Origin of the sequence: Ancylobacter mangrovi, from assembly GCF_024752335.1 — a bacterium.
Lineage (GTDB): Bacteria > Pseudomonadota > Alphaproteobacteria > Rhizobiales > Xanthobacteraceae > Ancylobacter > Ancylobacter mangrovi.
This window is the reverse complement of sequence record NZ_JANTHY010000012.1, coordinates 59,807-85,914: the sequence shown is the minus strand read 5'-3', so window position 1 is coordinate 85,914 and position 26,108 is coordinate 59,807. Positions and strand designations below refer to the sequence as shown.

The following is a 26,108-nucleotide window of genomic DNA, read 5'->3' as shown; positions in this document are numbered from 1 at the left end:
TAAACTCGTAGAACAGCGCCTCCTGCGCCCCCATTCGCTCGCCCATCATCGGCCTGTCCTCCATCCCTGAGGACAACTGAATCAGGACTTCGAGCCCGCAGCAACATCGACTTTTTCAACGGAATCGGGCCGTAACCGGTCTGTCAGGTCTTGGCGATGGTGGCGCATATAGCTGCCGTTCTGCTCCCGCCCCAAAGAGGGCGTTCAGATTGTCCGCTTAGCAGCGGGCCGCTTCCGCTTGAAGTCGAGACCATAATGAAAATTCCAATCCTTCCAGGCGCCCGGATTTCGCGCCCAAGGTCAACGACTGGCCCAAGTGCAAGAAACCAGGGGACGCGCGATACTGAGCCTGCTCGAAACAAGAAGAGTGGACGCCCGGGCGACGCGGCCGGGCGTCCAACTGTCCTCTCCGTTCCGCGACGATGGGACGGGAGGGGACAATCCTCAGCCCGGCAGCACCAGCACTTTCGCGCCGTCGGGAACGCGGCCGTACAGGTCGATGATGTCCTGATTCATCATGCGGATGCAGCCGGAGGAGACCGCCTCCCCGATCGACCATGGCTCGTTGGTGCCATGAATGCGGTAAAGCGTATCCTCGCCGTTTTTGAACAGATAGAGCGCGCGTGCGCCTAGTGGATTGTCGGTGCCGCCGGCCATGCCGTTTCGCCAGGGCCGGTACTTCTCCGGTTCACGCGCGATCATCGCATCGGTGGGGCGCCAGCTTGGCCAGCTGCGCTTGTAGCCCACGTCGGCGGAGCCGGAGAATTCCAGCCCCGCGCGGCCGACGCCCACGCCGTAACGCAGCGCCATGCCGTTCTCCCGGACGAGATATAGGAAGCGGTTGTGGGGGTCGACGACCAACGTGCCCGGCGGCTGGTCGGTGGGGTTGCGTACGAGCTGGCGGACGTAACGCGGCTTCAACTGTTCCGGATCGACCGCCGGAATGCTGAAGTCGCCGTCCGTGACAGCGCCGTAGCGGACGGCATGCGCCGGCGCGACGCGCGGCATCGGGGGCGGCGGCGGGGGCGGTTCATTGGTGACGCAGGCGGCAAGGATGAGAGGCGCGAGAACGCAGAATGCGGCACGGCGCGACAGGCCCTGCCCATCGCCGGATCGGGGAAACGTCATGGATGCAGCGCCTCACTTTGCGTTGGCTTGCTGGCGCCGGGCCTCGGCGATGGCCCGCTTGAAGCTGGCGTAGTCGAGCGTCGAGGCGAGCAGCGGGCCGACGAGATAGGTCGGCGTTCCTTGCAGCCCAAGGGCATTGGCCTGCGAATTGTTGCGCTTCAGCAGAGCGGCAATGTCGCCAATCCGGGTCTGCAAATCGTTCATCAACCGATCGAGATTTACGCTCGTGGCCTGCACGGCTTTCAGCATGACCTCCTCGGGGATCCGACGGCCCGGAATGGCCATCAGTGCGTCATGCACCTCCAGATACTTGCCCTGATAGTTCGCGGCGAGGGCCAGCTGCGCCCCATAGACCGAGGCTTCGGTGAGAATCGGCCAGTCCTTGTAGACAAGGCGAATGCGGCCATCTTCCTTCACCACGCGGGCGAGGTCCGGTGCTGATTTCTTGCAGTAGGGGCAGTTGTAGTCGAGGAAGGCGACGATCGTCACATCGCCCCGCGGATTGCCTGTCACCGGGGCATCGGGATCGTGCAGGATGGCGTCGACATGCACCGTGCCCTGTGCGGCCGCGTATCGGGAGCCTGCCGCCGCCAGCGGGGCGGACAGCAGGGACAGGGCGACTAGCCTGATGACGTTTCTGCGTTGCATGGGTGCTTCCGGGGGCTAGAGACGGGTCACAGGCCGGCGCGAGCCGCCAGCCGTTCGATGTCGTCGCTCGAGACGACGCCCGTCAGACGCGAGCCGGCGATCTCTTGGCCTTTGGCGTCGACGAGGAAGAGCGTGGGAGGGCCCACCACGTCGAAGCGCGCCATCAGGGCCTGGGTATCGGCGCCATAGGCGGTGACGTCCGCGATGATGTGCGACAGGCGCGCAATCCGAGCGCGCACTTCGGGCTCGGCCATCACGGCGGCGTTGGATTTGCACACCGTACACCAGTCGGCGGTGAAGGACACCAGGGTCGGATGCCCGTCCACCCCAACCTCGGCGAGGACCTGCCGGAAGTTGCCGAGGGAGGAAACGCGGGTTTCGGCAAGCGCAGGACGATCGGCGCCGGCGGCGGCGCTGAGGACGCCGAGGGGGCGGAGCGGATCGGTGCCTCCGGCCGCGGCGCCGACCACCAGCGTTCCGCCATAGATCACGGCCAGAAGGCCGAGGGCCTTTGCGAGCCGACTCGGCGCCGCGCGGCGCGGCCGGTCGAAGGCGCCAAGGAAGACGCCAAGTCCGATCGCCAGCGCCCCCCAGATGGCGAGGCTCGCGGCCGCAGGAATCAGCCGTCCGGCCAGCAGCACGGCGATGCCGAGAAACAGGGCGCCGCAGGTGTGGCGGACCGCCACCATCCAGGCTCCGGAGCGCGGCAGTATGTGAGCGCCGAACGCCCCGACGACGACCAACGGCAAGGCCATGCCGAGGCCGAGCATGAACAGCGCGGCACCGCCCCGCAGCATGTCGCCGCTTTGGGCAGCATATAGGATCGCTGCCGCCAGCGGCGGGGTCACGCACGGCCCGACCACGAGCGCGGAGGCGAACCCGAGCGCCGCTGCACCGGTGAGAGATCCCCCGGTGCGGATCGGCAGGCCCAGCCGACCGGCGGGCAGCGCCAGTTCGAGTTTCCCGAACATGGATATGGCGAGCACGCCAAAAACCATCGCCATGGCGCCGAGGGCCCAGGGGGTCTGCAGGGCTACCTGCAGGTTGGCGCCGGACCAGCCCGCGGCAATCCCCAGCACCCCATAGGCCGCGGCCATGGCGAGCCCGTAGCTGGACGCCAGCAACGTGCCCCGGGCCATTGACGGCGGGGTTCCGCCCCCCGCCAGAATGCCGGACAGAATGGGCAGCATGGGAAACACGCAGGGCGTGAATGCCAGTAGCAGGCCGAACCCAAGGAAGCTGGCCATCAGTCCCGGCAGCCCGCCTTGGAACAAGGTGCCGGCGCCGTCAGTGGAGGCATCGGCTGCATCCTTCACGCGCGGCGCGACACCGGGATCCCACCGCTCCATGGGCGAGACACGGGGCGCGCCGAACGGCACCTTTGCCTTGCCGATGCTGGCGGATGTGGCGTCCGGCGCCGCCACGCCGAGAGTAGTGAGATCGACGGTTCGGACGATCTGCGGGTAGCAGATGCCAGCTTCCGCGCAACCCTGGAACGCCACGCGCAGGAGGCCGTGTTCGGGCAATCCCGGCGCCGTCGCTTCAGCGCGGGCGTGATAGACTTCCACCATTCCGAAATTGGGGTCGTCCTTAGGTTCGCCGGGGGACGTTTCGAGCGGCACGGACGATCCATTCGCCTGTGCCGTCAGGCTGTCGCGATAGAGATAGGTTCCCGGTGCGATTCGCCAGGCGAGGGTCAGCGTGCCGTCTACCGTTCGGCTGGCGGACAGGTGGAAGGCGTCGTCGGGCGCCAGCGGGGCGCCAGCCAAAGCCGTCCCCATCAGTCCCAGCAGCAGACCGATCCACATGGCGGCCCACCGGGCCGCGGAAAGCATTCGGAGCATCGCCATCACCATGGCCGCTCCCTCAGGCTCCCACCTTAAGCCAGCCTTAAGGCGTGCGTATAAGCTGGTCACAGACGGGAGAGATCCATGCGCATCCTCGTGGTTGAGGACGATCCGGTTTTGATGAACGGCCTCAAGGCCGGGCTTCGGCTTTCGGGGGCCACCGTGGACGGGGTCGAAACCTGCGCGGATGCCGAAGCCGCGCTGCGTGCCGACCGGTTTGATGCGGTGGTGCTGGATGTGATGTTGCCGGACGGGTCAGGTTTCGATGTCCTCGGCAGATTGCGGGGGCAGGGAAACGTGACTCCGGTGCTGATGCTCACCGCCCTTGATGAGGCGCGGGACCGGGTACACGGGCTGGACGCCGGAGCCGACGACTATCTCGGCAAGCCCTTTGACCTCGACGAGCTCGCCGCGCGGATGCGGGCCATCGCCCGCCGCGGCCGGGGGCGCGCGCAGGCTGTTCTGCGGTTCGGCGACATGGTCCTCGATCCTGCGGCGTTGAGCGCCACGGTGGAAGGAACCCCGGTGGCGCTGTCCCGCAGGGAGTTCGCCGTACTGGCGGTGCTCATGGAACGACCCGAGGTAATCCGTTCGAAAGGCGAAATCGAACAGCAGCTCTATGGCTGGCAGGAGGAAGTGGAAAGCAATGCTGTGGAGGTCCACATCCATAATCTCAGGGGAAAGATCGGGCGCGATACCATCGAGACCGTGCGCGGGCTCGGCTATCGCATGAAGGCCAGCACATGATCTCGCTCCGGCGCCGCTTGTTCCTCGTGCTGATCGCCGCCACCAGCCTCATCTGGCTGTGCGCCGTGGTTTGGATCTATCTGTCCAGCCGCTCGGAACTTGAGCATGTGCTGGATACGCGCCTTCGCGAGGCAGCCCGGATGGTGCATTCGCTGGTCGCGGGCGGCAATCTGGCGGCGGCGGACGCTGTGCCCGTCGCGGACACAGAGTATGAGCGGCAATTGTCCTGCCAGATCTGGTCGCTCGATGGCAGGCTATTGGCCCGCTCCTCGAGCGCCCCCGAGGAGGCGCTGTCTGGCCCGGCACAGGGTTTCGGTTGGCGCCTTGTAAACGGCGAAGATTGGCGAGTGTATACCCTCCTCGACCAGGTGAAAGGCGTGCGGGTGGTAGTGGGTGATCGCGTGGGGCTGCGCGCCCGCCTCGTGCGCGATCTGATCACCGGCGTATTGGCGCCGGCGGTGCTGGTGGCGCCGCTTCTGGCCGTTCTGATTTGGGTTAGCCTTGCTCGCGGCCTTGAGCCGCTGGCCCGCATGGCCAAGGAGATTGCGGGTCGCGACGGCGAGGACATGTGTCCGGTGGCCGCCGGTGACGCGCCGTCCGAGGTGCGTCCGCTGCTCGATGCGTTGAACAGCCTGTTCGGCAAGGTGGAAGCTGCGCGCAAGCATGAGCGCGACGTCACGGCCTTCGCCGCGCATGAGCTGCGTACGCCACTCGCCGGCCTGAGGACGCAGGCCCAGGTGGCGCTCGCCGCCACCGACGCCGACATGCGCACGGACGCCTTGCGCCAGATCATGATGTCGGTGGATCGATCCGCACGGCTAGTGCGGCAACTGCTCGCCCTCGCCAAGCTGGAGGCGGCTCCCGTGGGCAAGAGCACAGCGGAGCAAATGACCGTTGGCGGCATGCTGCGGGACATCGCGGAGCAATTTTCCGCCGCAGCTGGGATCGACGTGCACATTGAGCCAGCGCTTGAAGGATGGTCCGTCTGCGCGGACAGGGAGTGCCTTTATCTCGTCCTGCGCAATCTCCATGAAAATGCTCTTGAGCATATGCCGGCAGGCGGCAGAGTGACCTGGCGGCGCCTGCCAGAGGGGCTCTGTATCGAGGACGAAGGCCCCGGTATTCCCGAAGAGGAGCTGACTCGCGTGACCGAGCGCTTTTTCCGGGGGCGAATGAAAAGTGCCTCCGGCATCGGGCTTGGCCTTACCATCGCCAGCATGGCAGCGACCCGTATCGGCGCACAATTGGTGCTTGCCAATCGCACGGATCGAAAGGGGCTGTTGGCCCGTCTGATCTTCCGGCAGTCGGAACGGGCTCTCCTTTGAAGGGGAGAAGGCGCGATGGGTCTGCAGGTTTTTCTGCACATTTTACTGAAGGTTGGGCGTTGTATTTCACCGCAAGCCGATGGGTTTGCCAAGGCTGCAAATGTCAAGAAGCACGCTTACAACTTGCCCGAGGTTTCCGACTCCTCGGCGCCGTTGGAAGCTCTTATTGAGGGGGCACCGCCTCGGGAGCGGGTCTTGATTGACTGCCCGGAAGCCTTTGGTGCCATGGCAGCGACAAGGACAACGCCATTCAGAGCATTTTGGCGACGGCCCACGCCAGTAGATACTGCGCCACCGCGAAGATAACGTGTGATACGAAGACATAGAGGCTTACGTCGACAGCGTTCGGCAGTTTGCGGGCGAAGAAGCCGCCGCCCAAGCCGGGCATCAGCACCATCAGACCCGCGAGGCTGCTAATCACTACCCCCACAAGCACCACGGGCCATACGGTCGGCGCATGGATGAAGGCGAGCCCCCAGAACAGCGGGAACATCACCGCATAGGCAATGCCCACCAGATAATGGAAGAGCCAGCCCAGCGCCGTTTCAGCGCCGGAAAAAGGGCCTGTGTCGGCCCCATCCAACACCAGCCGGCCTTGCGGCAGGCCCTTCAGCCAGCGTCCAACAGAAGGCCAGTCCGTGCCTGGCAGCCAGCCGATGCGAACGCTCACCTGTGCCCAGATGTCCAGAACCAGCGTCGAGCCGATGCCCACGACGAGAATGAAAACGGCGAACAGCGGTGTCACGGAACCTCCGGCAACAGCGAGCGCGACGGCCAGTCGCATTGCGTCTGCGATACGCCGTCAGGCGCGGAGCATAAATTCTTTCTCCGCGCCCTGATCAATTACAGTTTCGGTTCAATGAAGGCTTAGGCCGCGACGCTCACTTCCGCTTTGACGTCGATGGTCACGCCGGCCTTTTTTGCCAGATTGCCGACGATGCAGACTTTGTCTGCAGTTTCGATCGCCGCTTTGGCGGCGGCGGCATCGGCGTCGGTTGCCCACGTGGTCAAGATGACCCGGGCGATATGCCGGATGGCGAAAATATCGTCCGTGGCCTGCGCCGAGGTCTCGACAGAGAGTTTCTCGACCGGCACCTTCTTCTTGTCGGTGATCGCCCGGAGCGTGGCGGTGAAACAGGCCAGCGTGGCGGCGGTGAACAGTTCCTTCGGGCTTGCGCCCGCGCCGCTACCACCGAGATCCGCCGGAATGCCGATACCGACCGACCATCCCTCGCCCGTGATCCGCCCTTCGCCTTCGAAACCGCCCTCCCAGGAGGACGTCATCTTGATATCAGCCATGATCATCCTTCCTCAGGCAGCCTTGGTAACGGCAATGGTGTAGTGATGCTTGGGGTACAACCCGACAATGGCATCCACGGGCTGGCCGTCCTTGAACACCAGCACCGTCGGTACTGAGCGAATGCCAAAGGCGTTGGCAATTTCGGGTGCCTGGTCGATATCGACCTCGCCAAAGTTGGCCTGCCCCTTCAACTCGCCAGCCACCTCGTTGTAGGTCGGCTCCAGCGCGATGCAGGGGCGACACCAGGTGGCCCAGAAGCGCAGCACCTTCACGGCGCCGGGCTGGTGCATGAAGCTTTCAAAGTTTGTCGCGTCGAGCGCGGTGACATCAGCCATCGGTATCTCCCCGGGGTTGGGTGGTCAGGCCGAAAGGCCATCAGTTGGAAGGGCGAGCGGCAGCCCCGCGAGGTAGCGATCCGCCTCCAGCGCCGCCATGCAGCCTTGGCCGGCCGCAGTGACGGCCTGGCGGAACTGGTCGTCGGTGACGTCGCCGGCGGCAAAGATGCCGGGCACGCCAGTAGCGGTGCTGCCGGGCACGGTCTTCAGATAGCCGCCCGGCTTGACCGGCAACTGATCAGTGAAAAGTTCGGTCGCGGGGCTGTGGCCGATGGCTATGAAGACGCCATCGGTTTTCAGCGCGGTCTGCATCCCATCGCGGGTGTCGCGCAGGGTGACCCCAGTGACGATCTGCGGCGCGTCGGTGCCGGTGATCTCGGTCACTTCCGCGTTCCAGATCACCTCGATCCCGGGATGGGCAAACAGGCGATCCTGCAATACCTTTTCGGCCCGCAGCCTGTCGCGGCGATGGATGAGCACCACGCGCCCGGCAATACCCGCCAGAAACAGAGCTTCCTCCACCGCCGTGTTGCCGCCGCCAATGACGGCGACCCGCCGCCCCCGGTAGAAGAAGCCGTCACAAGTGGCGCAGGCGGAAACACCGCCGCAGCGGAACAGGGTCTCGGAGGGGAGTCCGAGCCAACGCGCACGGGCACCGGTGGCGATGATCAGCGCATCGGCCGTATACTGGACGCCGCTGTCGCCCACCAGATGAATCCCGTTCGTGACCCGCGCGCGGGTAACCAGATCGGTGACGATCTCCGCCCCCATCCGCATGGCCTGCTCATGCATCTGCTCCACCAGCCAAGGGCCTTGAATGGGGTCCGCGAAGCCGGGATAGTTCTCCACGTCCGTGGTGATGGTCAGCTGTCCGCCGGGTTCCAGCCCCGTGAGAAGCAACGGCGCCAGACCGGCACGGGCGGCATATATCGCCGCCGTGTATCCCGCTGGGCCGGAGCCCAAGATGATAAGTCTTCTATGCATGGCTTTGCCGTCCGTGATATCCGCAGTGATATATGGCACGGCCACCCAGCATTTAAGTTCGAATTCATTATCGACATTAATAATGAAATTGCATATATTTCCTGTCATGGAGATCAAGGAACTGCGCAGTTTCGTCCGTGTGGCCGAAACGCTGAATTTCAACCGCGCAGCTGAGCAACTGAACACTTCGCAGCCGGTGGTAACGAAGACGGTGGCCCAGCTCGAACACAAACTCGGCGTCAAGCTCTTCGAGCGCACGACCCGACGCGTAGCCTTGACCGCCGCAGGCGTGGTGATGCGCCGGGAGGCTGAAGGGTTGCTTGCCCATTTCGACCGCGTTCAGCGTGCGGTGCGCCATGCCGTCGCCGCGGAAAGCGGGCGGTTTGCAATCGGCGTGACCCCGCTGGCCATGCAGACGGTCTTTCCCGCCCTGATCCGGGGCTTTCGCGAGGCGCATCCGCAGATCGATGTGTCGATCTGCGAGCTGCCAACGGATGCACAGGTCAAGGCATTGCTTGCGGCCGAGATCGACGTCGGGTTTCTGCTGGCCCCGGCTGACGATCCGGCGCTGGAGGTACGAACGGTCCATTCCGAGCAGATGCGTCTGGCCATTCCGATCGCCCATCCGCACCTGCGGAGTCTTGGCGAAGGGGCCATCCCGCTCTCGGCCTTCGCGACCGACACCTTCATCATTCCACCACGGTCCCTGAACCCCGGTGTTCATGACGAGATCCTTCGCGCCTGCGCGGTCGCCGGCTTTCGCCCGCGGGTGAAGGACTGCACCGAGGGCCAGAGCTGCCTTTGCCTGGTGGAGGCCGGCATGGGGGTGAGCTTTGTCACCAGCCGGGTGGAATGTGCATCGAACGGCACGGTGCAGATTGTCGACCTTGAGGAGCCAGCCCCGCGACTGAATGTGGCGCTGGCCTGGCGGCGCGACGATCCCTCGCCGCTGCTGGCCGCGATCCGCGATCTCTCCTTTCCGGAAAAGGCGGCGGCTGTCTGAGCCGCCGCCCGCACTCAGGCTGCGGCCTCGTCCGGGCAGAGCCCCCCATTTTCACGACGGATCGTTGCGCAATGGCGCCGGTCGATGCCGGCCGATATCACGGCCAGTATCAGACCGAAGATGACCACGACGCCCGCCACCGGCCCGGTCATCGCCAGTCCCAGGTGATCGACCACCAGTCCGCCGCCGCCGGCTCCGAGCGCGATGCCGAAGTTGAAGGCGGAGATGTTCATGCTTGAGGTCGCATTCACCGCCCGTGGCGCGATCAGCGCCGCCTGCTGCACGGCATACAGCTGGAGGATCGAGACCGAGGCAAAGGCCACAATGCCCCATGCCATCACGAGCGGCGTGACCGTCCACACGTTACTGGCCAGCGGCATCAGCAGCAGGAGTGCCAGCGCCATGACGGCGTAGATGCCAAGAAGCACCGGCATGGCCCCCACACGGTCCGCAATGCGGGCGCAAACCAGATTCCCGATCGCAACGGCGACGCCGTAGAAGAACAACATCACCCCGATGCCGTTCGGCGTCATGCCGGTGAAAGTCTCGAGGATCGGCGAGAAATAGGTGAAGGCCACGAACGATCCGCCGTAACCCACGAGCGTGATTGCGAACAGCAGCGCCAGGCGCGGCTTGAACACCACCGACATCTGTTCCGCAAACGACGATGGGGCGGGACGCTCGATGGTCCCCGGCAGCAGCCAGGCCAGCGCGGCAAGGGACAGGAGGCCAATCGCCGTCACCGCCACGAAGCTCGTGCGCCACCCGAATGCCTCAGCGATGAAAGCGCCCAGCGGCACGCCCGAGATCAGCGCCAAAGTGATGCCGGTGAACATGGTGGCGATCGCCTGCCCCGCCTTCTCCTTCGGCACGAGCTGCGCGGCAATGACCGTGGCGATCGAGTAGAAAACGCCCTGTACGACGCCCGACAGAATGCGACCGATCAGCAGCAGGCTGAACGTCGGTGCAAGCGCGGACAGCGTATTCGCGATCACGAACAGCACCATCAGCGCCAGGACGAGGCGCTTTCTCTCGAAGCGGCCGGTGACAGCGGTCAGCAAGGGGGCGGCGATGGCGACCGCCAAAGCGTAGATGCTGACTGTCAGGCCCGCAGTCGCCAGGCTCACCTGCGTGTCGCGTGCGATTTGCGGCAGGATGCCGACGATGACGAACTCGGCCATTCCGATGGCGAGCGCTGTAGCCGTCAGGGCCCAGACTCCGATTGGCATGAAATCGCTCCGTAGCTAGTGAGGCACGCGATTGGCGCATGCCTTTCAACCCATGCGCTTACCGGCTACAGCGGCGTATTAAAAATATGGGTGTAGAATTATAATATATTCCGTATTTGCATAAATCATCATTATGTCTTGCTCGGATGGCTAACCGCAGCGGATGGCGTCGACTTGACTCGCAGGAACATGTTGACAACCATACATTAGATCATTCAATAGATTGTTTTAATGATTGAGGATAAAATGACAGAGATCGCTGCCGTGGTCGCCGAACGGGCGACAACGCTTAATCCCAAGAAGCTTCTGGCGGAAATGTTCGCCGAAGAGCGGCCCCATTGTGCCGGAATGGCAATTTATGAAGGAAATGCGGTGCGGCTTTGCCGCGCCCCGGATGGCGATCTGGTTGACGTGGTGCCGGGCTTTGGCCTGTTGGGCTCAGCCGCTCTGCACCGTCTGCAGGGGACGGCAATGGTCGCGCAAGTGTGTCGCAGGACGCATTTTGAAACTGCCCCTCGCTCGCCGACACACCTCCCTACGAACGGGAACTCAGGGGCCGCACCTGGACCTTCGTCCATTCGGGCAGTTGCGCGGGATTGAGATCGGTGCCGCTCTACGGCACGTTCCGTCCAATCGGAGAGACCGACGCGGAACATGCGTTTTGCGTGCTGATGGACCGCCTGCGCGACGTGGTCGGCTATGACGGTGACCTTCCCGACCCAACCCGGTTACTCCTGCGCCTGCAACCCGCCATCAGAGCCATGCGGTGCCATGGGCCGTTTGACTTCCTCCTCTCCAGCGGTGATCGGATCATCGCATTTGGCAGTGCGCCAATGCTCATCAAGACCTCGACCTCCGAACAGGGCCATGCTCTCGTCGTCTCTAACCGCACACCACCGGGCGCAGCCGGATGGGTCTGCCTTATGCCCAATACCGTGGCGATCCTCGCCCCCTCTGGTGTGATCGACCAGCACATTGTGCAATTTGATCGAACCGATTGCGCCGCCGGACGCTTGTCTCCGGCCGAGGAGCAAGCGATCGACTATAATTGCAGCTGAAAGTAACTTTGGGCATGCGGCTGATTTTCGACCTCTGATCTTATCATGCTCGACTCTACAAATATTCAATGAGTTTCACATGAGTGACCGCGATGATAATCGCTTTAAAGAGCTCGCCGAGTTTGCGAAGACCCTTGGGCATGCGCATCGCCTGTTACTGCTCGAGCATATTGCACAGGGAGAGAGGGCGGTGGAGCGCCTCGCCGAGCTTTCTGGCCTGTCCGTTGCGAACGCGTCCCAGCACCTGCAACTCTTGCGCCGCGCCGGTTTCGTAGAGACACGACGCAGCGGTAAAAAAATACTCTATCGCCTGAGCGGAAATTCGGTCATTGAGATCGTCACGGCGCTCCAGCGCTACGCTGACCACTCCCAGGCAATGCACAGACAGGGAATCGCCAATCGCCTCGCCGATCCGGACAGGCTTGAAACCGTTTCGCGCGGCGACCTGCTTCAAATGCTCGACGCGCAACAGATTACTCTTCTTGATGTACGTAGTGAGGAAGAGTTTGCGTTAGGGCATATCATGGGCGCCACGCATATTCCATTGGATGAATTGCTGGGTCGGATGAATGAGCTCCGCTCCGATTATGAGATCATCGCCTATTGCCGCGGTCCGAACTGTGTTCTGTCCATTCAGGCCGTGCAGATGCTGACGATGCACGGCTATCAAGCAAGGCGCTTCGCGGACGGGTTGCCACAATGGAGAGCCTCTGGACTGCCGCTAGCCTGAAGATCCGGCATCCGGATCTTCTCTTGCACACATCCGGTAGCGGCAATCAAGCTGGTTCCGGCCTACATTGGGGATCCAATCAAATAGCTGACGCATTTGACTGATTCCGTTCAGAATTGAGTATTGCCCGAGCGGAGTACGTCGGAGGGGACTTTAGGGGCAAGGTCAAAGGAAATAAAGAAGGACGGCACGTGCCGAAATGTCTGGTTCCAGGGGGCACATAAGAGCCCACTCCTGGCGCGCAGTCCAGAAAGACTATCTACCTACCCCTCACCGTGCCGTCGCAATGCGCTGCCCGTTCGCCGGATTTACCAGCACGTCCATCTGGAGACCGAAGATTGTAAGCAGCCGTTCCGGCGTCAGCATCTCCTCCGGCGTGCCGCGAGCGATGAGCCGGCCGGCGCGCAATGCCAGGATCTCCTCGCAAAAGCGGGCGGCCAGGTTGATGTCGTGGAGAACGACAAGCGCTCCGATCCCGCGTGAACGACAGAGGTTCTGTACGAGGGCCAGCACATCGATCTGATGCGCAAGGTCGAGCGCCGCGATCGGCTCGTCGAGCAGCAGGCATTCGGTGTCCTGGGCGACCAACATCGCCAACCAGGCACGCTGGCGCTCCCCACCCGAGAGCGAGTCGACCAGCCTGTCGGCGAGCTGCACGACATCGGCCAGGGCGAGCGCTTCGTCGACAAGGGCACGGTCGGCCTCGCGGAAGGGTCCGAGCGGTCCGTGCCAGGGATAGCGCCCCAGCCCGACCAGTTCCTTGACAAGCAGGCCTGGAGCCGGAGGGGGCTGCTGCGGCAGGTAGCCGACCTTTCGGGCGAACGGACGGTCTCGCCACCGGGCGAGCGGCGTGCCGGCGAAATGGACCTCGCCGGTCGATGCCGCCTGCTGGCGCGCGAGTATCTTCAGCAGCGTCGACTTGCCGGATCCATTGTGGCCGACCAGCCCGATGAGCCGCTGCGCCGGAAGCTGCAAGGTCAACGAGTCCAGCAGCGTGCGCTCACCCATGCGGCACGACAGGTCCGCGATCTCGAACAAGGGGGTGCCGGAAGGCGAGAGGGATGACGGATCAGGCATGACCGTGCTCCGGAATGCCAATGACTTCTTCGCCGTGCCGGATCTCGACGATGCGTCCCTCCTTCATGAGCACGAGACGGTCGGCGAAGCGGAAATAACGGTCGTCATGGCTTATCACGACCACCGTCTTGCCCTGCGCGCGCAGTTGTCCGAGTAGCTCGGCGTAGAAGATGCGGCGGAAGGCGGGGTCCTGATCGGCAGCCCATTCGTCGAAGACGACGACCGGGCGCTGTTCCAGATAGGCCAGCAGCAGGGCGAGCCGCTTGCGCTGGCCGGTCGAGAGGTCCGTCGTCGTGAAGCGGCCCTCGCGGATCGCCAGCTTGCCGACAAGCTCCAGCCGCTGAAGGTGGCGCGCCATATCGCGCTCGTCGACGGGCTCGATCACCTCGTCGAAGAGGAAGTAGTCGGCGAACACGGTGGAAAAGAGCTGGCGATAGTCGTCGCGGCTTGCTGCCGTTACCTCCCTTCCGTCTACACGAATGATCCCCTCGCGCGGCTCGTAGAGCCCGAGCAGCAGCTTTACCAGCGTGGTCTTTCCCGAGCCGTTCTCCCCGACGATGAACAGGATTTCGCCCGTATCGAGGGTGAGGTCGACCGGCCCGAGATGGAAGGACACGCCGCCCTCCGGCGGAAAGCCATAGGTGACTCCCACAAGCTCGATCCTCCTCATTGCCGGGATGGACTTTACGGGCTCGAGCAATCCGTCTTCCGGGTTGGCGAAAGCCCGTTCGAGAGCGGCGATGTTGTGGAGCGCGACCTGCGCCTGGCCGATCGCCGGCAGCGCGGCGACTAGCTGCTGCAGCGGCCCCTTGATGTAGAGCAGCACGAGCACGAAGCCGGAGAGCACTTCGGCGGGAATTGCCAAGCGGGACTGCAGGGCGAGCAGGAGGCCGATGACGAGCAGGAACAGGATCGAGCCGAAGGCGTTGGCCGACATGTAGGTCCGCATTGCCCGGATGCGCAGATCGCGTATGCCGGCAATGGTGCCGCCGAGCCGCACCGCGCGCATGTGGAGGCGGCGCGGACGGCTGATCCGCAGCTCCTTCGCTCCCTCGGAGATCGCACGATACTGCTGCTGCAGCTCATCCTGCAGGCGCCGCGCGGCATCGAAGCCGGCGCGTCCCCTGCTGCGCGCCCGCATATGCACGGTCATCCCGAGCGCCAGCGCGACCGCAGCGACCAGCGACATAAGGGGCGACAGAACGAGGAGATAGGCGAGGCCGCCCAGCGTCACCGCGAAGGCGATCGCCAGGCTGGAGAAGGCGAAGGTGAAATTGCTGAGCACCTCGACGTCATGGTTGAGCACAGCGGTGATGCGATGCGTGCGGAAGCGGTCGATCCGGTCGATGGGCGCGCTCAGGATGCGGTCGGTGAGTTCGGTGCGCAGCACTGCTACGGCCTGCTGGCCGACATAGCTGTTGCCGAGATCGGAGGCGACCTCGCCGGCCACGGTGACGAGACAGAGGCCGGCGAAACCGAGCAGCAGGGCTGGCGTGGCACCCTGGTCGGAATGCAGCGTGTCGTTGATGCTCGCGAGCAACCATGCGGTCGCGAGGCCGCTCGCCATCCCGCTAAGCGTCGCCGCCAGCGCCAGACGCCAGAATGGCCGCAACAGGCGGATGGCGCTGCCGAGCAGCGGGCGCGAGGCGATAGGTGTCATCGGCGTGCCCACAGCAGGAACAGGAAGAGCGGCCCGCCGAACACCGCACTGACCAATCCCTCCGGCATCTGCCAGGGGAACAGCAGCGTACGTCCGGCCCAGTCCGCCGCCAGCAGCAGCGAGCCGCCAATGGCGGCAGCGGCAACGAGCTGATGAAGCGCGCGCTTCATGCCGATGCGCTGTGCAATGTGGGGGGCCATCAGGCCGATGAAGCTCAGCGGTCCGACGACGAGAGTGGCCGAAGCGGTCGCTGCGGCGACGATGGCGAGCAGCACGAGGCGGCTTCGCGCGGCATCCACGCCGAGCGAGCGAGCCGTCGCTCCCAGCGGCAGAAGCTCCAGCCAGCGTAAGCTCAGCATCGCGGCGAGGAACGTCGCCAGCGCCAGCGCGATCGCCATCGACGCCTCAGGTGCGGTGACCCAATAGGTCGAGCCGGACATCCAGGCCAACAGCATAGCGGTGCGCGGATCTCCTCCCATCAGCAGCATCGCGGCGACGCCGCTGAACAGCGTGGCAAGCGCGACGCCGGCGAGCAGCAGGCGCTCCGGCGCGAAGTGCCAGCGCCAGTTGATCGCGACGATGACACCCAGTGTGGCCGCAGCGCCGGCGAACGCCGCCAGCATCATTGCGGGCCGGTGAAACCCCGGCAGGGCATAAAGCAGGACGATGACGCCCAAGGCGGCGCCGGAGGAGATGCCCAGCATCTCCGGGCTGGCCATCGGATTGCCGGTCATGCGCTGCATCAGGGTTCCAGCGACGGCCAGAAGCACACCGGCGGCGAGCGCGGCCACGACGCGCGGCGCACGCCATATGAGAACGTCCGGTGCGGTCGCCAGGCTGAGGAAGCCCCAGCCGTCCGCATTCCGGCCGAAGACCAGCGCCAGCACGCAGGCGGTACAGAGCAGGCCGACCAGCAGGCCGGCAACGGCGGGAGGACGCCGCGTGCGGAAGCCATCCTCCAGAACACGGCGCGGCGGGGTGACCTCGGCATGGCGCAGCCGCATCATGATCCACAGCAGCAAAGGTGCACCGACGAGCGCCGCCGCGCTGCCGGTCGGCAGCCCGCTGCGAAGGGTGCCGGCTTGCTGGACGACCTGGTCGATCGACCAGAGCAGTGCAGCGCCGATCGCGGGGGCCCAGAGCAGCCTCTGCGCGAGCGTTCGGGCACCTGTGTGGCGCGCGAGGTGACCTGCAGCAAGTCCGATGAAGCCGATTACGCCGACGGCACTGACGGTAAAGGCGCCGAGCGCGATCGCCAGCCCGAGGGCCATCAGCCGGATCGCACCGGCCGGAACGCCGACGCTGCGGGCATGCTCGTCGCCGAGGTGGAGATTGGCGAGCGGGCGCGCGATGAGCGCGGTGATCATCCCCCCCAGCGCGACCAGCGGAAGCAGCGTGGCGGCACTGCCCCATCCATTCTGCGCCAGTGAGCCGCTTTGCCAGACGAAAAGCGGGTTCAGCGTCTCATGGTTCAGGATGGTGAGCGCGGCCCCGAGCGATCCGCAGAGGAGGTTCAGCGTGAGGCCGGCCAGGATGACCGTGACCGGCATGAAGCCGGCCCCGCGCCCGATGGCGAGCACGATCGCGCCAGCCGTTGCCGAACCTGCGAGCGCGACCCAGCCCTGGCCGTGGTCGAGAAGGTTCGGCGCATAGACCGAACAGACGGCGAGAGCGAGATAGGCACCCGACGCCGTGCCGAGCGTCGTCGTGTCGGCCATGGGGTTGCGCAGGCCGGTCTGCAGCAGCACGCCGGCGAGCCCCAATGCCGCGCCTGCACACCACGCGATGACGATGCGTGGCAGCGCGGCATGCGTGAAGATCAGCATCGGCACATCGCCATTCGTATCGGCGACGGCCTGCCACCATAGGCGGGGCGGCAGGAGGCCTGATAGTGCGTGGGCGCTCGTCACGGCGCCCGCGAGGGCGAGGAAAAACACGAGGACGCCCGGCCCACCGACGCGACGGGAGCCGCTGCCCGATTTCTTCTCAACCATCGCCGCGGCCAGTCGGCGCATTAGCCAGAGCGGCCACGAGCAGGCGCATGGTCCGCCAGATCGAGGGGACGCCCCCCAGCGCATAGAAGGCTGGAATGGTGCGCGCGCGTCCTTCCTTCACCATCGGCAGGCCCTGCCATAGCGTGCTGGCCCGCAGTTCCCGCTCGGCGCGCCGGGTGCGTGCGCCCTGGTCGAGATACAGAAGGACGGCATCTGGAACGGCGGCAAGCTCCGCAATGTCGACCAGCGCGTTGCCGAAGGCCGATGTCGGCGACGTCAGGGCATTGCGCAGGCCGAGCCGGAGCATCAGTGAATGCACCCAGCTCCCCTTGCCATAGAGAAAGAGCTGCGTGCCATTCTCATGCAGCACACCGACATAGACAGGTCGCGATGCCACCCGAGCCAGAGCCCCGCTCGACTCCGCGAGGGCAGCGTCGAATGCCGAGAGACAGGAGGACGCGGCCTCCTGCCGTCCGGTCGCTGATGCAATCCGGGTGAAGGCCTCGCGGGCATTGTCCATGGCGTCGGTACGCGCATCGATGATGGTCACGACCTCGACCGGTGCGATCCGCTGGAGCAAAGCCGCGAGGCCGCCCTGCCAGTTTGAGATGAAGATGCGGTCGGGCACGAGTTCGGCGAGCAACTCCAGATTGGGCTCTGTACGCGCTCCGAGATCGCGGACGTTGAGGGGCGGTTGGAACTCAGGCAGCCATTGCCGATAGGTGGCGATGTCGGCGATCGCGATGGGCGCGACGCGCAGCGCTAGCAGGCATTCAGCCGCCGCCCAATCAACGGCCGCAGGGCGCGGCGCGGCGTTTGCCGCAGCGTTGCCCGCCGGCGCACATAGCAGCGCCGCACCGGCGAGGAAGCGCCGACGATCGATTCCGATCCTGCGACCGGACACGCGCATGCTCGCCGGGCGTTCCACGTCAGAAATCGAAGGTCGTCGACAACAGCACAGTACGCGGCGCGCCACGGGCAAGGCCGAACGAGGAGGACGCAGCCGCCCAGTAGCTCTCGTCGAAGACATTCTCGACGCTGGCGCGGATCGTCACCGGCTTGCCGTTTGCCCTCTCGAAGGTGTAGCGCGCGCCGAGGTCGACGCGTGTCCAGTCGGGAATGCTCTGCACGTTGTCGAGGCTGGCATATTGCGAGGAGGTGTAGATCAGCCGGCCGGTCAGGGTCAGTCCTTCGATGAAGGGCGTATCCCATTCCGCACCGAGATTGAGCTGCACGTCCGGTACGCCGATGGCCGCGTTGCCGTCATAGGCGCCGTTCGCCGTCTCCGTCTGGACGCCGTCCATAAAGGTCACGCCGCCCAGCACGCGCACCGAGGGCGTGATCTCGCCGAACACGTTGAACTCGACGCCGCGGTTCCTCACCTCACCATCGATGCTGTAGATGTTGGTCGCGGTATCCAGCACGCCACTTGGCTGCTCGATCTGGAAGACACTGAGCGTGGTGGCGAACTGGCCGAAGTCGACTTTCACGCCGGCTTCCATCTGCTTCGACTTGAGGGGCGCGAAGGCCTCGCCGACATTAGCGGAGCCCGCCGGCGCGACCGGCCCCTGGCTCAGGCCCTCGATGTAATTGGCGTAGAGGGAGACGTTCTGCCAGGGCTTCAGCACCAGGCCCACCGCCGGCGTGACCGCGCTTTCGTCGTAATCGGCGGTCTGCAGGCCCGTCGTCCCGTTCCAACCCTCCTGCACCACGTTCTGGTAGCGAGCACCGAGGATGAGCTGCACGCGATCATCGAACGCATAGAGGCTGTCGGCGATGGCGAGGCTGGTCAGCGTTGCCTCGCTGGTCTTCGGAGCGCTGGTCGCATAACCGCTGAGATCGGGCTCCGCGAAGGGCGTCGGTGCGTAGATGTTCGACGAGTATGTAGCCACCACCGGCGCCACCACTCCCATCTCATTGTGAACGCCGCTAGCGCTGACCGTCAGTTCGTGGCGAATGGCTCCGGTATCCAAGTTGGCGCGCACGCCGGCCTCGCCGGTGAGCGTGTCGACATAGGTGGGCTGCAGATAGACATTGGCGGTGAAATTGCCGACCGGGTCGGTGAGATAGATGAAATTGTAGAGGCCGAGGAAATCGTTCCGGCGCGCACCGACAGTTGCGTAGGCGGTGACGTTGTCGGTGATGTCGACCTCGCCCCGCACGATGCCGAGAATATCCTCGCCATCGGCATAGAACCAGTCCTGGCCGAGATTGGTCGAGGCATCGGGCGCCTGCGGGACAGGAACCGCGCCTGCCCGCAGATAGACGGGCCGAACCGGATTGTCCGCATAGTTCTTCTGATAGATCAGGTCTGCCGACAGCCGCACCCGCTCGCCGCGATAATCGAGCCCGAGCGCTACCTCGCCCAGTTCGTTCGACTGGCCGTCGACCGGTGCGTCGCCATTGCTGTAGGAGCCATTGATGCGGACGCCGAACTGCTTCTCGTCGCCGAAGCGACGGGAAACGTCGAACTTGCCGCCGAACTGGCTGTCCGAGATATAGCCCAGCGTGAACTGAGTGAGCGGATCGTCGCCGGCGCGCTTGGTGGTGAGATTGATGGTGCCGCCGATGCTGCCCTGGGGCGGCATTCCGGTCAGCATCGAGCCCGGCCCCTTAAGAACCTCCAGCCGCTCCACCCAGGATGTGCCGGCCATCTGGTAGGGGACGAGGCCATAGAGGCCATTGACGGAAATATCCGCATTGGCGAGCGGAAACCCGCGAATGTAGAACTGGTTGGAATAGCTGGCGTCCGCCCAGGTGGCGCGCACGGACGGGTCGTTTTCCGTCACGTCGGCGACGCTGCGCGCCTGTTGATCCTTGATAGTCTCGGACGTGTAGGTCACCACATTGAATGGCGCGTCCATGAAGTCGCGGTTGCCGAGGATGCCGAGCCGGCTCGCCACCGCGACCTGACCACCGGCATAGGGAGCCGGCAGTCCGCCTTCTCCATCCACCGTGATCGTATCGAGCGCGATGCCGCCTCCGGCGGGTGCGCCCGTCTCGCTGCCGTTCCGCGCTGTCGGATCGAAGATCCGGACGGTGTTCGGGCTCGTGAAACTGTAGCCCAGCCCGGTGCCTTCCAGAAGGCGGGCGACTGCCTGGTCGGGCGACAACTGGCCGCTGACGCCCGGCGTGCCTCGGCCGACCGTCAGCGAGCTTGGATAGAGCAGCCGGAGATTGGCCTGCCTCGCGAGGCTGAGCAGCCCGCTCTCAAGCGGGCCGGCCGGCACCGTGATCGGTATACGGGCCGCCGCGGCGGGAGCGGGAGCCGGTGTGGTCTGGGCCTGCAGCGCCGTCGCGCACGCCAGCAGGGAAATTCCCGCCAGTCCCGCGCCCACGATCATGCGACGCATGCTTGCCGTCGTCTCTTCAACCCGCATTCTCGATCCCCAATCCCCGTGTCCCGTCGGATGCCGCTCCGTGGCGACATTCTCTCGATGGGTTAGAGTCGATCGGGCGGGTGCCTCCTGACGTCGGACTCGAAATAATTGCGTCAGCGCGAGCGCACCACCACCATCATCCCTGTCAGATGAGCGATGGTGACGGGCAGGCTCGATTCCAGCACGGCAAGGGCCTCATCAGTATCCCTCAGGTCGAAAATGCCTGAGACCCGGCGCTCAGCGGCCGCCTCATCGAGGACCACGATACGGCCATGCCGGTAGCGCTCCAGCGTGGCGAGTACCTCGCGCAGAGGCTGGTCAGAGAAAACCAGCTTTCCTTCGCGCCAGGCGACCCGGCTGGAGACGTCGGCGGTGCCGATATCCAGCGCCCCGTCCCGGTTCACGCGCGCTACGTCTCCGGCTCCCAGCGCGACCTGCGAACGGGCCGAGGTGACCTCGACGCGCCCTTCCTCGACCTGCACATCGCTGCCGCCGCCATCGTCGCGGCGCACGCCGTAGCGCGTGCCAAGCGCGGTGGCGCTGAGGATGTTGTCCTCGACGACGAATGGGCGGGCGGGATTCTTTGCCACATCGAAGAAGGCTTCTCCGCGCAGCAATTCGATCCGGCGCTCCGCCGGTGAATACATAATCCTTATGGCGCTGTCGGTGTTCAGGTCGACACGGGTGCCGTCCGCGAGCGTGAAATGGCCGACCTCGCCGACCGACGTGTAGTGATCGGCGCGCAGCCGGTCGACGAAACCCAGGTGGTAGAGCGTCGTCGCCAGCACCGCGATCAGCCCGAAGGCGAGGATGTTGCCGGCAATCGCGCGCCGGGACAGGCGCAGCTTCTTCAGCCGGTCCTTCCCGATCGGTACCGCTCTGAGGTCGCCCCACAGGCTCTGCAATTCCTCATAGGCGGCGGCATTGGCGGGGTTCCTGGCGAGCCACGCGCGAAAGTCGCGGCGATCCTGATCCGTCGCGTCGCGCGACTGGAGGCGCGCGACCCATCCCGCAGCCTCTTCCGTCCGCCGTCCGTCCTCGGTCTGTTTCGCCTTGTTCGCCATCGGCAGCCCTGGCGGCGTCCTATCGGACTGGAGTCGAAGCGCAGCTTATGACCTGACGTCGCTCAGAAAAAAATCTCGGCGCGCACTTTTCGGCAATGCAGCAGCGCGCGGATGATGTGCTTTTCCACCATGTTGCGCGAAATGCCGAGGCGCACGGCGATTTCGCCATTGGCAAGGCCGTGCAGGCGGCTGAGGATGAAGACCTCCTGGCAGCGGTTCGGCAATTGCTCGATCGCCTTCGCCATGAGCAACAGCTGTTGCCGGCCAAGGACGATGCGCTCCGGTCCGGGCGTGTCGTCCGCGGACACGCAGCCCGCTTCTTCCGGCACGAAAAGTCCCGTCTCGGCGGCCCGCCGGGCAGAGGCCGCGCGTGCAACAGATTTTGCCACCTGGAACAGATAGGCTTGGGGGTTCTCGATGATGGTGCTTTGCGGCACCTCGATCATCCTCAGGAACGTTTCCTGCGTCGCGTCGGCCGCGTCCTCCCGATTGCGCAGCCGGCGCTGGAAGAAGCGCTTGAGGCGACCTTCCTCCATCCTGTGGAGCGCTTGCAGGAATGTCGTCGTCATGGGCCAGCAGACCGTTCGGAGTTGAAGATACCGTACGGTTGATCTCTACAGCGAGAGAGAATATCGACGCAATCTCAATGATTTAAATATATTCTAAGCTAGCGGGCACTGCGTCGATGGGAGAGGGCCTGCAAGGAAACTTCCGCTTCCGACGCGCCGGCGAGAAGCCCGCTCCCGGTAGAGCTGTTCTCCTATATCAAGTTCCAATACGACGCCTTCGGCGCAGCACTCGCAAGTTCACCGATCCTCATTTCGGCCGCCGCAATGGTCATCATTGATCGCCTGAAGGGTCTGCGGCGGGTGTTGCGAGGTTAGGGCAGACTCTTTGACCAAACTTGAGAAACGATCGTCGCGAGCTCCTGCGTGGCCATACGAGATCGAAAGTACCGTGGGGTACTCGGCATGAGGCCGACAATGCTTCAAGCTTCGAAGCAAACAGAACGCCAGCTCTGCTCGCGAGACAGTGCCCGAGACGCTGCAAAGCAAGCGATTGTGCCTTTACGTTGGCATTCCCGCTTCTCAGCAGCAGATCGAGAGCCGGTTCGACAACCGCCGCTCCGAGGTAGCTGTCGTTGCCCACCTCGAAGCGCCTGGCGGCTGGCAGCAACCAGTATTCCAAGCCACTGGCTGCTTCATGTGCGTTCATTCAGGTGCTACGCGATATCGGCAGCAACGACCGTTGTGGAAGGCAAACAGCCAGAAGGGCGCGCGCTTGGAATCGCTTTTCATTGGGGGAGCGAGGCAAGCTGGCAGATCAGGATGAGGCAAGGACGGAGGGGGAGGCCTTCAGCTCGGCCTCGATCCGGCGCGCCTCAATCTCCATCATTTCGATAACGGCCGGTAGCCGTTCATCGGGCAGCCGGGCCTCCGTGGCGCCGATGGCGATGGCGGCGATCGGACGCCTGCGGGGTGTGAGGATCGGCACGGCCGCACCGACTATCCCGGCGACCGAGCGGTTGACCTCCCGGTAGAAGCCCCGATCGCGCACGAGGGCGAGTTCGGCCTCGGACGGCACGTCGTGCCGGAGAGCACGGATGCGCTCGCGATTTGCCTCCCGGACCTCGTGGCGCTCGGCTTCGGGAAGATGGGCGAGGATCGTCATGCTGCCGGTGCCAAGCCCGAGCGGCGTGGCACCGCCCACGTGTCCGGTCAGGCTATGGATGGTGTAGGTGGCGTCCTGCCGGTCGAGGCAGACCGCGTCGAGCCCGGAACGAACCATCAGGAACATGCAGTCGCCGGTGGCCGCCGCGAGCCGGATCAGGGCCGGACGCGCCACGTCGGCAAGGCCGCCGGCTTCGCCACCGATAGAGCCGAGCTGGAACAGCCGCAGACCGAGGCGCAACCGTCGACTGTCGCCGACGCGAGCGAGATAGCCGGCGCGCTCGAGTGCGGCGACCAGGCGATGCGCGGTCGGCTGCTCAAGTTCGCACATGGCGGCGATCTCCGTCAGGCGCAGGCCTTCAGGAGGCGCTTCGGCGACGGCTTCCAGAATGCCGAGGCCACGCTCCAGCGCCTGAGATCCGTTCTGTTTCTTCATCGTTTCCTCCATAAATTTCCATATAATGGAATAAATATATAAGTTTCAATCATTATGCGGAATTTTATTGACGACACGGAAAGGCCCACGCAAGATTTCAGGGTCGTGAACGATGAAGACATCGGCGGCGCTCACATCGATCGAGGGGATCGTCATGCGCGTACACAGCTCCGGCGGCCGAGGCCGCCTGCTTGCGGTTTCTGTTCTTGCCTTCATGACCGGACTCACGGTGGCAAAGGCCGCCGAGCCGGCGCTTCCCGACTACATCAAGAGCCAGGGCGTGCTTCGGGTCGGCGTGAAGTGCGACTACCCGCCGTCCGGCTTTCTCGATGCACAGGGCAAGTTTGCCGGCATCGAGGTGGAGATGGCGAAGCGGATCGCCGAAATCGCCTTCGGCTCGCCCGACAAGGCGGACATGCAGTGCGTGACCTCCGAGGCACGCATACCCGCCCTGAACGGCAAGAAGGTCGATGTCATCATCGCCACTCTTGGAATCTATCCCGCCCGGCAGAAGGTCATAGACTTCACCACTCCCTATGCCTGGGGCGCCAGCGGCGTGGTCCAGCTCAAGGGCGGCAAGGCGAAGTCGCTGGCCGATTTCAACGGCAAGACCATCTCCGTCATCAAGGGAGCCTCGCAGGCCGCCTGGCTGGAGAAGAACATGCCGCAGGTCCAGACCCTGCGTCTGAACACGGTCGCGGAGGCGCTGCAGGCCGTGCGGCAGGGCCGCGCCGACGGCTACACGGGCGACACCTCGGTGCTGTTCTCCATTCTCTCGGCCAATGACGATCTCGAAATCCTGCCCGAGCAGGAGGTATTTGACGTCAGCTACATCGGCGCGGGCATCCGCAAGAACGAGCCGGAATGGAAGGCGTATCTCGACGCCCAGATCACCAAGCTCAGGGACGAGAAGTTCTATTCCAAGGTGGTGCCGGAGGTCGTCTCCGATCCAATGGTCCGTAAGGAAGTCATCAAGTTCTACGAGACGGATCCGCCGAAGAAGTAGGTCAGGTTCTTCCACAGCCCGCCGGTCGTCCATGCGGCGGCCGGCTCCGTCCCTTAACCCAAGGCGACGCCGCATGACCGACTTCTTCGACTGGGCGTATCTCTATGACACGCTCCCCGCGCTGCTGCGGGGACTGGAGATGACGCTGATCGTCAGCACGCTCGGAATTGCCCTGTCCCTGGCCATTGGCGCGCTCGGCGCGACCATGCGTCTCTCCGGACGCAAGGCGCTCGTCTGGCCGGCGCGGGCCTATGTCGCCTTCATCCGCAATACGCCGCTTCTGGTTCAGCTGTTCTTCATTTTCTACGGCCTGCCGGCGATCGGGATGCGCTTCTCCGCCTTCTGGTCGGGTGTCATCTGCCTCGCGGTCTGGGGCGGCGCGTATCACCTGGAAAGCTTCCGCGCCGGCTATCTCGGTGTGTCGGCCGGCGTCAAGGAGGCCTCAGGCGCTCTAGGGATGCGGTCATGGCACTACGCCGTCCTGATCGCGCTGCCGATCGCCCTGCGCACCGCCGTGCCGTCGATGGTCAATACGAGCATCGCCATGCTGAAGAACTCGTCCTACCTGCAGGCGATCGGGCTTGCGGAGATGACGTTCGTGGCGATCGACCGGATCGCGCTGGAATTCCGGACGATCGAGCTCTTCGCGGCGATCTGCGTGTTCTACCTCGTCATCGTACTGGCGATGTCGGCCGGCGCCGCCTTGCTTGAATCATACCTGCAACGCCCTTTCACCGCGCGGTGACGTGATGCACGTGATCTTCGTGAATCAGGAAATTCTGGCGCAGGGGCTCGTCATGACGCTGGCCCTCACCTTCTGCGTCCTGATTGCGGCGACAGCGGTGGCGACGCTCCTGGCCGCCGGCATGCTCTTCCGTTCGGCCCTCCTGCGGGTGCCCGCACGCATACTGGTCGAGATCATGCGCGACATCCCGCTGTTCGTGACGGTGATGATGATCTACTTCGTCGCCCCGACCATCGGCATCGCGCTCGATCCGTTCGAGGCCACGGTCGCGGGTCTTGGGGCCTGGGGTGGGGCCAACGGCGCCATCATCATTCGCGCCGGCATCCAGGCCGTCTCCAGCGGTCAGCGCGAAGCCTGCGCGGCGCTGGGCCTCCACCGGTTCCAGGCGCTGCGCCTCGTTATCCTTCCGCAGGCATTGCGGCCGATCCTGCCTCCGTATCTCGGCCTCGTGACCCAGCTCGTGCAGGCGACCTCGATCGGTGCGCTGATCGGTGTCCGCGAACTGCTCCGCAGCGCGCAAATCGTGATCGAGCGCACGACCATCATGGAGGGTGGGCTCTCGCCCTTCACCCTCTATGCAGCCGTCCTTGTCGTCTACTTCGTGATCTGCTTCGCCCTTTCTCTCGCCAGCGCGCGGATGGAAGCGGTGCTGAGCCGGCACGAGCAGCCCTCATCCAGCGCCAAGCCACGTCTTTCCCGCCTCCGGCTCATGCCGCGCGGATGAAGCCCGTCCTTGCACCCA

The 26,108-nt window shown here is 64.6% G+C and carries 23 protein-coding genes and 1 pseudogene; 8 read left to right on the top strand and 16 right to left on the bottom strand.

The annotated features are described in order from the left end of the window. Positions 1 to 444 precede the first annotated feature (444 nt). Genes NVS83_RS22625 through dsbD form a run of 3 tightly spaced genes read right to left on the bottom strand, consistent with a single transcriptional unit; the run spans position 445 to position 3,632 of the window. Positions 445 to 1,128: a L,D-transpeptidase gene (locus tag NVS83_RS22625; protein ID WP_258741514.1), complete on the bottom strand. Its 684-nt coding sequence runs from the start codon at positions 1,126 to 1,128 to the stop codon at positions 445 to 447. Between the two features lie 12 nt (positions 1,129 to 1,140). Continuing rightward, complete coding sequence (locus tag NVS83_RS22620) at positions 1,141 to 1,776, bottom strand: DsbA family protein (protein ID WP_258741513.1); 636 nt, start codon at positions 1,774 to 1,776, stop codon at positions 1,141 to 1,143. Positions 1,777 to 1,802: 26 nt separating this feature from the next. Next, a complete protein-coding gene (gene dsbD, locus NVS83_RS22615; RefSeq protein ID WP_258741512.1) occupies positions 1,803 to 3,632 on the bottom strand; it encodes a protein-disulfide reductase DsbD in 1,830 nt (609 codons plus the stop codon). A gap of 75 nt (positions 3,633 to 3,707) precedes the next feature. Between dsbD and NVS83_RS22610 the strand changes: the two genes are divergently transcribed. Beyond that, a complete protein-coding gene (locus NVS83_RS22610; RefSeq protein WP_258741511.1) occupies positions 3,708 to 4,370 on the top strand; it encodes a response regulator in 663 nt (220 codons plus the stop codon). After that, on the top strand, positions 4,367 to 5,695 hold the full coding sequence (locus NVS83_RS22605; protein WP_258741509.1) for an ATP-binding protein: 1,329 nt from the start codon (positions 4,367 to 4,369) through the stop codon (positions 5,693 to 5,695). The genes NVS83_RS22610 and NVS83_RS22605 overlap by 4 nt, the downstream gene beginning before the upstream one ends. A 250-nt stretch (positions 5,696 to 5,945) precedes the next feature. Here NVS83_RS22605 and NVS83_RS22600 read toward each other — a convergent pair whose 3' ends face one another. From NVS83_RS22600 to trxB, 4 genes are all read right to left on the bottom strand, one after another. Continuing rightward, on the bottom strand, positions 5,946 to 6,440 hold the full coding sequence (locus tag NVS83_RS22600; protein ID WP_258741508.1) for a DUF2938 family protein: 495 nt from the start codon (positions 6,438 to 6,440) through the stop codon (positions 5,946 to 5,948). A gap of 122 nt (positions 6,441 to 6,562) precedes the next feature. Continuing rightward, a complete protein-coding gene (locus NVS83_RS22595; protein WP_258741507.1) occupies positions 6,563 to 6,994 on the bottom strand; it encodes an OsmC family protein in 432 nt (143 codons plus the stop codon). 12 nt (positions 6,995 to 7,006) lie between these two features. Further along, positions 7,007 to 7,330 carry a thioredoxin family protein gene (locus NVS83_RS22590; protein WP_258741506.1) on the bottom strand — a complete coding sequence of 108 codons (324 nt, stop codon included), beginning with the start codon at positions 7,328 to 7,330 and terminating at the stop codon, positions 7,007 to 7,009. Positions 7,331 to 7,354: 24 nt separating this feature from the next. Further along, positions 7,355 to 8,314: a thioredoxin-disulfide reductase gene (trxB, locus tag NVS83_RS22585; protein WP_258741521.1), complete on the bottom strand. Its 960-nt coding sequence runs from the start codon at positions 8,312 to 8,314 to the stop codon at positions 7,355 to 7,357. 106 nt (positions 8,315 to 8,420) lie between these two features. Here trxB and NVS83_RS22580 point away from each other — a divergent pair, with 106 nt between their 5' ends. Beyond that, positions 8,421 to 9,317 carry a LysR family transcriptional regulator gene (locus tag NVS83_RS22580; RefSeq protein ID WP_258741505.1) on the top strand — a complete coding sequence of 299 codons (897 nt, stop codon included), beginning with the start codon at positions 8,421 to 8,423 and terminating at the stop codon, positions 9,315 to 9,317. Between the two features lie 14 nt (positions 9,318 to 9,331). Here the strand turns inward: NVS83_RS22580 and NVS83_RS22575 are convergent, their stop codons facing one another. Continuing rightward, positions 9,332 to 10,546, bottom strand: a complete 1,215-nt coding sequence (locus tag NVS83_RS22575; RefSeq protein WP_258741504.1) for an MFS transporter — start codon at positions 10,544 to 10,546, stop codon at positions 9,332 to 9,334. 527 nt (positions 10,547 to 11,073) lie between these two features. Between NVS83_RS22575 and NVS83_RS22570 the strand changes: the two are divergent. Together NVS83_RS22570 and NVS83_RS22565 are read left to right on the top strand one after the other, a co-directional pair. Further along, positions 11,074 to 11,604, top strand: a pseudogene (locus NVS83_RS22570) (class II glutamine amidotransferase); the annotation flags it as partial. Between the two features lie 79 nt (positions 11,605 to 11,683). Continuing rightward, positions 11,684 to 12,334: an ArsR/SmtB family transcription factor gene (locus NVS83_RS22565; RefSeq protein WP_258741502.1), complete on the top strand. Its 651-nt coding sequence runs from the start codon at positions 11,684 to 11,686 to the stop codon at positions 12,332 to 12,334. A 270-nt stretch (positions 12,335 to 12,604) separates the two neighbouring features. Here the strand turns inward: NVS83_RS22565 and NVS83_RS22560 are convergent, their stop codons facing one another. From NVS83_RS22560 to NVS83_RS22525, 8 genes are all read right to left on the bottom strand, one after another. After that, positions 12,605 to 13,411 (bottom strand): ABC transporter ATP-binding protein, encoded by an 807-nt coding sequence (locus tag NVS83_RS22560; protein WP_258741500.1) that lies wholly within the window; start codon positions 13,409 to 13,411, stop codon positions 12,605 to 12,607. After that, on the bottom strand, positions 13,404 to 15,083 hold the full coding sequence (locus NVS83_RS22555; protein WP_258741499.1) for a cyclic peptide export ABC transporter: 1,680 nt from the start codon (positions 15,081 to 15,083) through the stop codon (positions 13,404 to 13,406). Before NVS83_RS22555 ends, NVS83_RS22560 begins: the two co-directional genes overlap by 8 nt. Beyond that, on the bottom strand, positions 15,068 to 17,065 hold the full coding sequence (gene fhuB, locus NVS83_RS22550; RefSeq protein WP_258741498.1) for a Fe(3+)-hydroxamate ABC transporter permease FhuB: 1,998 nt from the start codon (positions 17,063 to 17,065) through the stop codon (positions 15,068 to 15,070). Before fhuB ends, NVS83_RS22555 begins: the two co-directional genes overlap by 16 nt. Then, positions 17,058 to 17,975, bottom strand: a complete 918-nt coding sequence (locus NVS83_RS22545; RefSeq protein WP_258741496.1) for an ABC transporter substrate-binding protein — start codon at positions 17,973 to 17,975, stop codon at positions 17,058 to 17,060. The genes fhuB and NVS83_RS22545 overlap by 8 nt, the downstream gene beginning before the upstream one ends. Positions 17,976 to 17,994: 19 nt before the next feature. Continuing rightward, entirely contained in the window at positions 17,995 to 20,418 is a 2,424-nt protein-coding gene (locus tag NVS83_RS22540; RefSeq protein WP_258741495.1) for a TonB-dependent receptor, read from the bottom strand. A gap of 140 nt (positions 20,419 to 20,558) precedes the next feature. Beyond that, positions 20,559 to 21,509: a FecR family protein gene (locus tag NVS83_RS22535; RefSeq protein ID WP_258741494.1), complete on the bottom strand. Its 951-nt coding sequence runs from the start codon at positions 21,507 to 21,509 to the stop codon at positions 20,559 to 20,561. 62 nt (positions 21,510 to 21,571) lie between these two features. Next, entirely contained in the window at positions 21,572 to 22,078 is a 507-nt protein-coding gene (locus tag NVS83_RS22530; RefSeq protein ID WP_258734068.1) for an RNA polymerase sigma factor, read from the bottom strand. A gap of 754 nt (positions 22,079 to 22,832) precedes the next feature. Then, positions 22,833 to 23,615, bottom strand: coding sequence for an IclR family transcriptional regulator (locus NVS83_RS22525; RefSeq protein ID WP_258741493.1), 783 nt, complete (start codon positions 23,613 to 23,615; stop codon positions 22,833 to 22,835). Between the two features lie 214 nt (positions 23,616 to 23,829). Between NVS83_RS22525 and NVS83_RS22520 the strand changes: the two genes are divergently transcribed. The 3 genes from NVS83_RS22520 (at position 23,830) to NVS83_RS22510 (ending at position 26,090) form a co-directional block, all read left to right on the top strand. Beyond that, a complete protein-coding gene (locus tag NVS83_RS22520; protein WP_258741489.1) occupies positions 23,830 to 24,621 on the top strand; it encodes a transporter substrate-binding domain-containing protein in 792 nt (263 codons plus the stop codon). A 73-nt stretch (positions 24,622 to 24,694) separates the two neighbouring features. Then, positions 24,695 to 25,366 carry an amino acid ABC transporter permease gene (locus NVS83_RS22515; protein WP_258741488.1) on the top strand — a complete coding sequence of 224 codons (672 nt, stop codon included), beginning with the start codon at positions 24,695 to 24,697 and terminating at the stop codon, positions 25,364 to 25,366. 4 nt (positions 25,367 to 25,370) lie between these two features. Then, entirely contained in the window at positions 25,371 to 26,090 is a 720-nt protein-coding gene (locus NVS83_RS22510) for an amino acid ABC transporter permease (RefSeq protein WP_258741487.1), read from the top strand. Positions 26,091 to 26,108 lie beyond the last annotated feature (18 nt).